The organism is Aerococcus agrisoli, assembly GCF_003797145.1.
GTDB lineage: Bacteria > Bacillota > Bacilli > Lactobacillales > Aerococcaceae > Aerococcus > Aerococcus agrisoli.
Map to the genome: position 1 here is coordinate 1 of NZ_RKMG01000046.1, position 7,715 is coordinate 7,715.

General features: G+C 41.0%; 7 protein-coding genes. 6 read left to right on the plus strand and 1 reads right to left on the minus strand.

Annotated elements, in window-relative coordinates:
• The first annotated feature begins 502 nt into the window (after positions 1-502).
• The 6 genes from EF384_RS09095 (at position 503) to EF384_RS09120 (ending at position 6,274) form a co-directional block, all read left to right on the plus strand.
• Positions 503-781: an arginyl-tRNA synthetase gene (locus tag EF384_RS09095; RefSeq protein WP_123781337.1), complete on the plus strand. Its 279-nt coding sequence runs from the start codon at positions 503-505 to the stop codon at positions 779-781.
• A 197-nt stretch (positions 782-978) separates the two neighbouring features.
• Positions 979-1,533 carry an FMN-binding protein gene (locus EF384_RS09100; protein WP_158607424.1) on the plus strand — a complete coding sequence of 185 codons (555 nt, stop codon included), beginning with the start codon at positions 979-981 and terminating at the stop codon, positions 1,531-1,533.
• Between the two features lie 107 nt (positions 1,534-1,640).
• The gene (locus EF384_RS09105) at positions 1,641-2,447 is read left to right on the plus strand and encodes an FAD:protein FMN transferase (RefSeq protein ID WP_123781341.1); all 807 of its coding nucleotides are present in this window, start codon (positions 1,641-1,643) and stop codon (positions 2,445-2,447) included.
• On the plus strand, positions 2,444-3,727 hold the full coding sequence (locus EF384_RS09110; RefSeq protein WP_123781343.1) for a ferric reductase-like transmembrane domain-containing protein: 1,284 nt from the start codon (positions 2,444-2,446) through the stop codon (positions 3,725-3,727). The genes EF384_RS09105 and EF384_RS09110 overlap by 4 nt, the downstream gene beginning before the upstream one ends.
• Before the next feature lie 361 nt (positions 3,728-4,088).
• A complete protein-coding gene (locus EF384_RS09115; protein ID WP_123781345.1) occupies positions 4,089-4,736 on the plus strand; it encodes a hypothetical protein in 648 nt (215 codons plus the stop codon).
• 197 nt (positions 4,737-4,933) lie between these two features.
• Positions 4,934-6,274: an ISL3 family transposase gene (locus tag EF384_RS09120; RefSeq protein WP_123781347.1), complete on the plus strand. Its 1,341-nt coding sequence runs from the start codon at positions 4,934-4,936 to the stop codon at positions 6,272-6,274.
• 396 nt (positions 6,275-6,670) lie between these two features.
• Here EF384_RS09120 and EF384_RS09125 read toward each other — a convergent pair whose 3' ends face one another.
• Positions 6,671-7,552: an aldose 1-epimerase family protein gene (locus EF384_RS09125; protein WP_158607425.1), complete on the minus strand. Its 882-nt coding sequence runs from the start codon at positions 7,550-7,552 to the stop codon at positions 6,671-6,673.
• Between the last annotated feature and the right edge of the window lie 163 nt (positions 7,553-7,715).

Here is a 7,715-nt window from a genome sequence, read left to right on the forward strand (position 1 = left end):
ACTTAATTTGACAATTTAAGATGGAATGAAACGCCATTCAATAGAGATTTTCAGGGGATTATGGAACCAGTCGCCATTCAATACGAATTGCCAATTTTGTATCGAATGAACTTTCATTCGAGAGGATTTTACGATTTTGTATGGAATGAGATGCGATTCAAGACAAATTCCTATTTCTGTATGGAATGGCGCGCCATTCCATAATCAACTTTCCTAGGCCGCAAATTCCCACAAAAATATTATGATATAAGAAATGAGGACTGAAAGTGTAGTTCCTATGCCGTGAAGAAGGATGAAATCGAGACCTTGGCTCGATTTCAAGCCGATAGACCTTGGCTATCGGCGGTCCCACGGCTATAAGGAACGTACACTGTAAGGACGAAAATCGAAGATTTTATCCAATTATTAACAGAACATTTTCCCGCCAACAAGATGGCTTATGATTTCGGGTCAAGTATCAGATATGTTATAATATATATAACAATTAAAGGGAGTGATTTTCATGGAAGAATCAACTAAAAAAGGTCTTATCGCATTAGGTGCGATTGCAGCTATCGCTGGTATTGCGGCAATTGCTTTATACCAAGAAGACAAAAATGCGGCAGTAAGTAGCCTAATTGATGATGCAAACCGTCAATTACGTCATACTCGTCGTGAATTAGCACGTAAAGCTGACGAAGTATCATTTTTACCAGATCGCTCTTTCGCTGATAAAGCCAAAGATTACGCAGCTGAAGCTGTAGATTTTGCAGCTGGCCAAGTAAAACGTCACGTAAAATAAGCATCAATAGGAATCCCTCAACTCGGCTGTAGTCGAGTTGGGGGATTTTTTGCTAAGGTATAAAATATTTAACAAAAACACGTAATTTCTTCATGAATTCAAGGCATAATGTGACAAATGAAAGAACGCCAATTTTTACAGGCGACATTTAATATGTTGAACCTTAACTTCATACCCAAAAAGAAATGGTGATTTATATGAAAAAAATCGTAGCACAAAGCTTATTCGCCTCAGTCGTGGGATTATCCATCGCCGGCGACATCTACTACACTTTAGTCAAACCAAATATCGATAACACCGAAGCCTCACTCGAAACCAATACTGCCAGTGCAGCAACCTCGACCACATCTTCAAGCACAACTGAAACCGAAGATACCACTGAAACATCTGCCACAGCTACTGACATTTCAAACGCGGAAACAACAGACGCGACAACCACTGAATCTTCAAGCGAAACCACAAGTTCTGGCTACACAGACGGTACTTACACCAGCGAAACCGTAGCCACACCACACGGTCAAATGCAGTTGCAGGTAACCATAAGCGGTGGTCAAATCTCAGATATCACAACCCTTATCTATCCGGATGGCGAACATGAATCCGAATCGATTAACAGTCAAGCCTTGCCGACCTATATCGACGAAGCCCTTGCAGCCCAAAGCGCCGACATCCAACAAATCTCCGGCGCAACCGAAACCTACGACGGCTTCACCGAATCTCTACAAGATGCCTTAAACCAAGCTTTAGCATAAGCTTTTGTGAAAAGGACAGGCAGATATCAATCTGACTAGTCCTTCCACTTGGCAAGCCTAGCCTAAGGTTATGCCGCCACACCCTCATCAAGAAAGAGTGATCCCCAATGAACAAGCAGGCTATTCATCCCTATCATTATGAAACTACAGTACTCAATCATATGAATATGCCCTTTACTGTTCAATTTGTGGTCAAGGCAGCAATGGACCCAGGTATGCAGCGTATTTTTGACGATGCGCTCCACAAAATTGATCAAGAATTGGCCCTGATTGACCAACGATTCTCGCCTTTTAAGGCAGATTCCTGGGTCAGTCTTTATCCCAAGTTTGATGGGCAAGTGCCGGATTTCTTTTTCCATCCGGATTATGTCGAAGTGCTCACTTTAACCATGTGGGCCAAAAAAGTCACCAAAGGGGTATTCGATGCCTTTAAGACAGGCGTTTACAATCCAACGGGTCTTGTGAAGGGTTGGGCGATTGAACGCGTATTTACACGTTATTTGAAGCCATTGGTGGATGACCATCTTGTAGTTGCCGTTGCCTTAAATGGTGGCGGGGATATGATGGTTGCCAGCCAAGCAACGGATGATTTTATCTGGCATGTAGGGATTGAAAATCCTGACAATTTACAGGAAATCATTGCGGTTCATGATTTAAAAAATGGGGCCATCGCAACATCCGGACGCAGTAAACGTGGCGACCATATTTGGCTAGATGGGGCCGGCCAACACCGCTACCAACAAGTCACTGTCTATGGCGATTCCCTTGTTGAAGCCGATATGTGGGCTACAACAGGCATCGCAGCCGATGTGACAGCGTGGGACGATTTTGTGGCAGCACACCATTTAAGTGGCCTTGTCATCGCTGAAGAGGGGCAAATAGATATTATGCAAGCAGGAGCGTGGGAAGTATGACGAAAAAATTTCAGATGTATAAAAATATGATTTGGGCGGTGATTTTATTTACCTTGCCTTTGCCGCTGATTGCTACCGTAACCAACGGCATTAGCCCCTTATATCAAGGGATGTTGCTCTATATCGACCTAGGGATTTACGCCTATGTGTGGATGCTGGCCGTGATTTTTCTGTCCACTAGACCTAAATGGATTGAGCGAACGATTGGTTTGCCGGATATGTATCTGATTCATGGACTCACTGCCACGATGGCGCTTGTCCTTTTAGACTTACATTCAACCCTCTTACATTCAGACGGTATCGCCAAATTAGCCGGTAAGGTATCATTTTTGATGTTTAACGGTTTAGTGGCTTACGCCTTGATCTTCTTGGCTGGCTGGTTAACGAGTCGTGTGCCTTTCTTAAAATGGATCAAGAAACGCTTGGCACCCATTTTCACGCATGAAGTGACTATCTGGATACACCGGATTCTGATCATCGCAACCGCCTTGATTTTTGTCCATGTCATAGCCATCGACTACATCAGCTCTATCAGCAATTTCATGTTCCTCTTTATTCTATACACCATCATCGCCTTTGCCGGTTATGCGTGGTATTTGATTGAGAAAAATGCCAACTGGCGCCTCGGTACGGTTGCCCAAGTAGACAAAATCGACGGCAATATCGTCGCTTTGGACATCGCCTTATCGAGGGAAAATGCCAAACAAATCGCAGGTGGCGACTTTGTGTTTATCTCTTTTCCCGAACACGAAGGCCTTGGCGCACCGCATCCCTTCTCGATTTTGAATCATCCGCACGCTGCTGGACATATTGTCCTTGGTATTGATGGGGTAGGTGACTTTACCCAGGGCTTGAATACGGTGGAAGCAGGTGAAAAGGTACGGGTTTCGGTAGGCTATGGGCTTCTCAACAAGTTGGTGAAGGAATCAGAACCCGACCGCCAATTAGTCTTAATCGGTGGTGGGATTGGGATTGTGCCACTACTTTCGCTAGCAGAAGCTTATCCAAGTAAGCCTATTACCATGTTGTATACGGTCAAACAGGATAAGGAGCTCTTGTATCAAGAGAATTTCCAGGATTTGATGCATCGACCAAATTTCCGTCTATATCAACAGAAATCACGCTTTTCGGATGACCAATTAGACGATTATTTGCCGCTTGATGATCAAACGGATTACATTTTAGCGGGGCCAATGCCCATGATTAAGACTTATCAAAAACGATTGAAAGCTGCAGGCGTTGCCAACGAATCCGTATTTTACGAGCGGTTTGAGTGGTAATACAAGATGAAAGGGTTGGCGCACGCCAACCCTTATTTTGTGATAGATACATACAATTTGTGTTGCTGGGGTGAAGACGATGTGGGCTTAGTGAAGGGGAAATGCGCACTTGACTTAATTGGGGAAAAATATACAAATTTTGTTTATTGTTTGTGCGATTAGGCACGAAAGGTGTTTTCTTACGTCGGATAAGGGAAAGGCTGTCATTTTCACACTTGACAAGCCTTGCCGTTGTGATAATATGAAAAAATGTTCACATATATGAGGAAAGTTTTCAGCATAAGTCTTTCAATTATAAGTGATATGCATTACACTTAATTTAGTGTACATGTACAAAATAGATTATAGGAGAGTGACCATTATGACAAAATCACAAGGTTTTATCAAAAATTTCATGTGGGCAATTATTTTATTCGCCTTGCCACTGCCATTAACATTCGCTGTTTCAAATGGTATTGATCCATACTACCAAGCTTCAATGGTATCCATTAACTTCGGTATCTACGCTTACGTTTGGATGTTAGCTGCAATTTTCTTAGCTTCTCGTCCACAATGGATTGAAAACACTATTGGTTTACCAAGCAAATTTATGACAAATGGTTTAGCTGCGACTATGGTATTAGTAATCGTTGAATTACATGCTACTAGCTTACAAGCTTTAGGTTTAGCTGCTGCTTCAGGTCAAGCTGCATTCATGATGGTGAATGGTTTAGCTGCTTACGCTATTATCTTTGCCGCTGCATGGTTAGTAAAACGCGTTCCTGCTTTACAATTTGTGAAAAAAGCATTCGCGCCATTCCAATCTGCTAAAGCTGCAAACTGGATTAACGGTGCCTTAGCTGCAACTGTTGCTGTAACTTTCGTTCACGTTGCTTCAATTAGCTACATCAATGCAATTCCTGCATTTATGTTCTTCTTTGTTGCTTACACATTAGTTGGTTTTGCACCAGCTGCTCGTTCAATCGTTGCACGCATTGCAGATTCTCGCAAAGCAAAAGCTACTAAATAATTAGACTTTTTAGTATAAGAAAGACCCTGGTTTTCAGATGTACGTCTGAAGAATCAGGGTCTTTTTTTGGTTCTATAATAAATAGTGTTGGTGAGATTTCATGTTGAATCTCATTGACACTATTTTTGTGTACGCAAAAAGGACATGATATCCTTAATGCATGTAAACTACGACGAATACAGAAAGAAGGAAAGATCATGTCCCATACATCTATTATAAAACAACTCTGCGGTATTTTCGACAATAATATCGATATTACAATACCAAAATCTATGCATCTGTTGCCACTTGAAAAGTATCATGAAATAAATCATTTCGTTTTACATGGGGTTCTTACATACAAGCCTAAGGCTTGTATGCACTGTGGTGTAAAGAATACTGGTAATCAAGATATCATCAAACATGGCTTTAAACCAGCTATCATTAGATTACCGAACACAGCCACTAATCCTGTTTTACTTAAATTACAGAAGCAACGCTTTTATTGTAAACACTGTGCACAAACTTTTATCGCTGAAACACCATTAGTTGAAAAATTTTGCTGTATTTCTAAAACCATTAAAAGTCAAATTAGCTCCGAATTGGTTGAAACGCAATCTATGCGGTTAATCGCTAAACGTTATCATGTCTCTTCTCCAACAGTGGCCAGAACTTTAATGAAAGCAAGTATGGGACTATCACCTAAGGGAAATTATCTCCCGAATCACCTCGGTGTAGATGAGTTTAAATCGACTAATCGTGTAGCCAATGCAATGAGTGCTGTCCTTGTGGACACGCATAATAGAAGGCTAATTGATATTGTCGTTGATAGAAAACAAGCGTCGCTCATCGATTACTTTTCTTCTTTTACCTGGACTGCCCGAAACAGCGTGAAGACAGTTTCGATTGATTTATATACACCTTATCTAGAGGTCATTCGCACATGTTTCCCTAATGCGAAGATTGTCATTGATCGATTCCATATAGTAAAGCTGTTGAATGAAACAATCAATTCTATTCGTATTAAAGTGATGAATGCTATCAAAACAAGCCGTCCATCGGACTACAAAAAACTCAAAAAACAATGGAAATTGTTGTTAAAGAATGCTGAAGATTTAAATTTCACGGATACACATTATGTTCGTCAATTTGGTGAAGCAATATCAGAACAACGTATTGTTGATTATCTTTTGAGTATCTCACACGAACTTTTAGTTACTTATACCCTGATGAATGAATTAAAATATGCCATTTCAACTCATGATATCAATATTTTCAATGAAATCTTACATGGGACTAAGAACCACACTTTGCCAAGTCGTACGAGAAGAACTATCAAAACATTAGTCAAATTCTTGCCTTATATACATAACGCCTTAAAATATACTGTATCAAATGGTCCTACCGAAGGTATTAACAATAAAATTAAATTAATTAAACGAACAGGTTTTGGATATTCGAACTTCCATCATTTACGTGCAAGAATTTTAGTCCAATTCAAATTAAATTACAAACCATCCAATCCTAAACCATATACATTTGAGGGGATAGCAAGTTAACCCAGGGATAGTGGTATATTTTTGAATAAAGAGAATAAAGAGGACTGAAAGTATACGTCCTTAGCCGTGAACAAGCATGAAATCGAGACTAAGGCTCGATTTCAAAGCAGAGAGACCTTGGCTCTCATTGGTGCCACGGCTTTTAAGGAACGTACACTGAAGGATAAAACACCATTTGCTAGAAATGTTATCTCATTGGTCACTTCCCTTGCCTAAAGGCAAGTAAAAAGCCAAACACATCACAGCGTGCATGGCTTTAACTTTATTGATTTCTTAATTATTATTAAAAACTAAAAAACGTATTCGTGTGCTTTGAAATTATTTACCAACACTATTTGTAAAAGAACCCTTTTTTTGCGCCTTCGGCTTGTCTTGTATAGTCCTTTTTTGCGTCGCTTAGTTTTTGTTGAATGTTAGTGTGTAAGCGTGTTGGGCTGTGGCACCGGCTGCGAGTTTGGATACGGCGAATTTTTCGGTGAAGTCACCGGATGCATGGATGTCGTCGGCTGGTGCTGTCCATGGTTCAAGACAGACAAATGGTGCGTCGGCTGGGTAAGTAGACCAAATACCAACGTATGGCATGTCTTTTGTTTGCATGGTAACTGTGACATTGGCTTTGTTGTCGTTTAGGATGACTTTGGTTTGATCATCGACTTTGTAGACATGGGCGTCATTTTTGAAGTCTTCGCGTGTGATGACGTGGTCTGAAACCTCAACGCTGTGGACTTGGTCTAAGTCGATAAAACCATCTACGGTTAACGGATATAAGTCGTATTGACCAGCTGGTTCAACTTGGTAGTCGACTTGGTCGAAGGCTTGGTTTTGATCCAAGCTTACGTTGAAGGCAGGGTGACCACCAACGGTATAGTACATTTCTTGGTCAGTCGCTTTGTTATGTACTTCATAAGTTACCGTCACCGCATGGTCTGCCAAAGTATATTCGATGAAGAAGTCAAAGTCGAAAGGATAGTTGGCTTTCGTAGCTTCGCTTGCGGATAATTGGTAGCGGGCGTGGCTATCATCAGCTGAAACTAGGTCGAAAACCATATCACGAGCAAAGCCGTGGCGACTAAGTTCATAGTGTGTCCCTTGGTAAGTGTATGTGTTATCTACTAAGCGTGACACGATTGGAAATAGGACTGGGGCATGACGATTCCAAAATGTAGGGTCTGCTTGCCAAAGAAATTCATGTCCGCTGGCTTGGTCTTTGATTGAGGTTAGTTCGGCACTGTCTGCTTTAATGCTTACGGCTAAGTATTGGTTTGATAGTGTTACCATGGGAAATGCTCCTTTTCTAGCGCGTGTAAGTGTGCGTTTTTCTCTAGTATACCGCCTTATTAATAACACGGCTATTATTAAAAACGCGTGCATGTATAGCGACATATACAAAAACTGGAAAATGCAAGTATATATAAATTAAACGTAAATTTCAAGTTTAAGT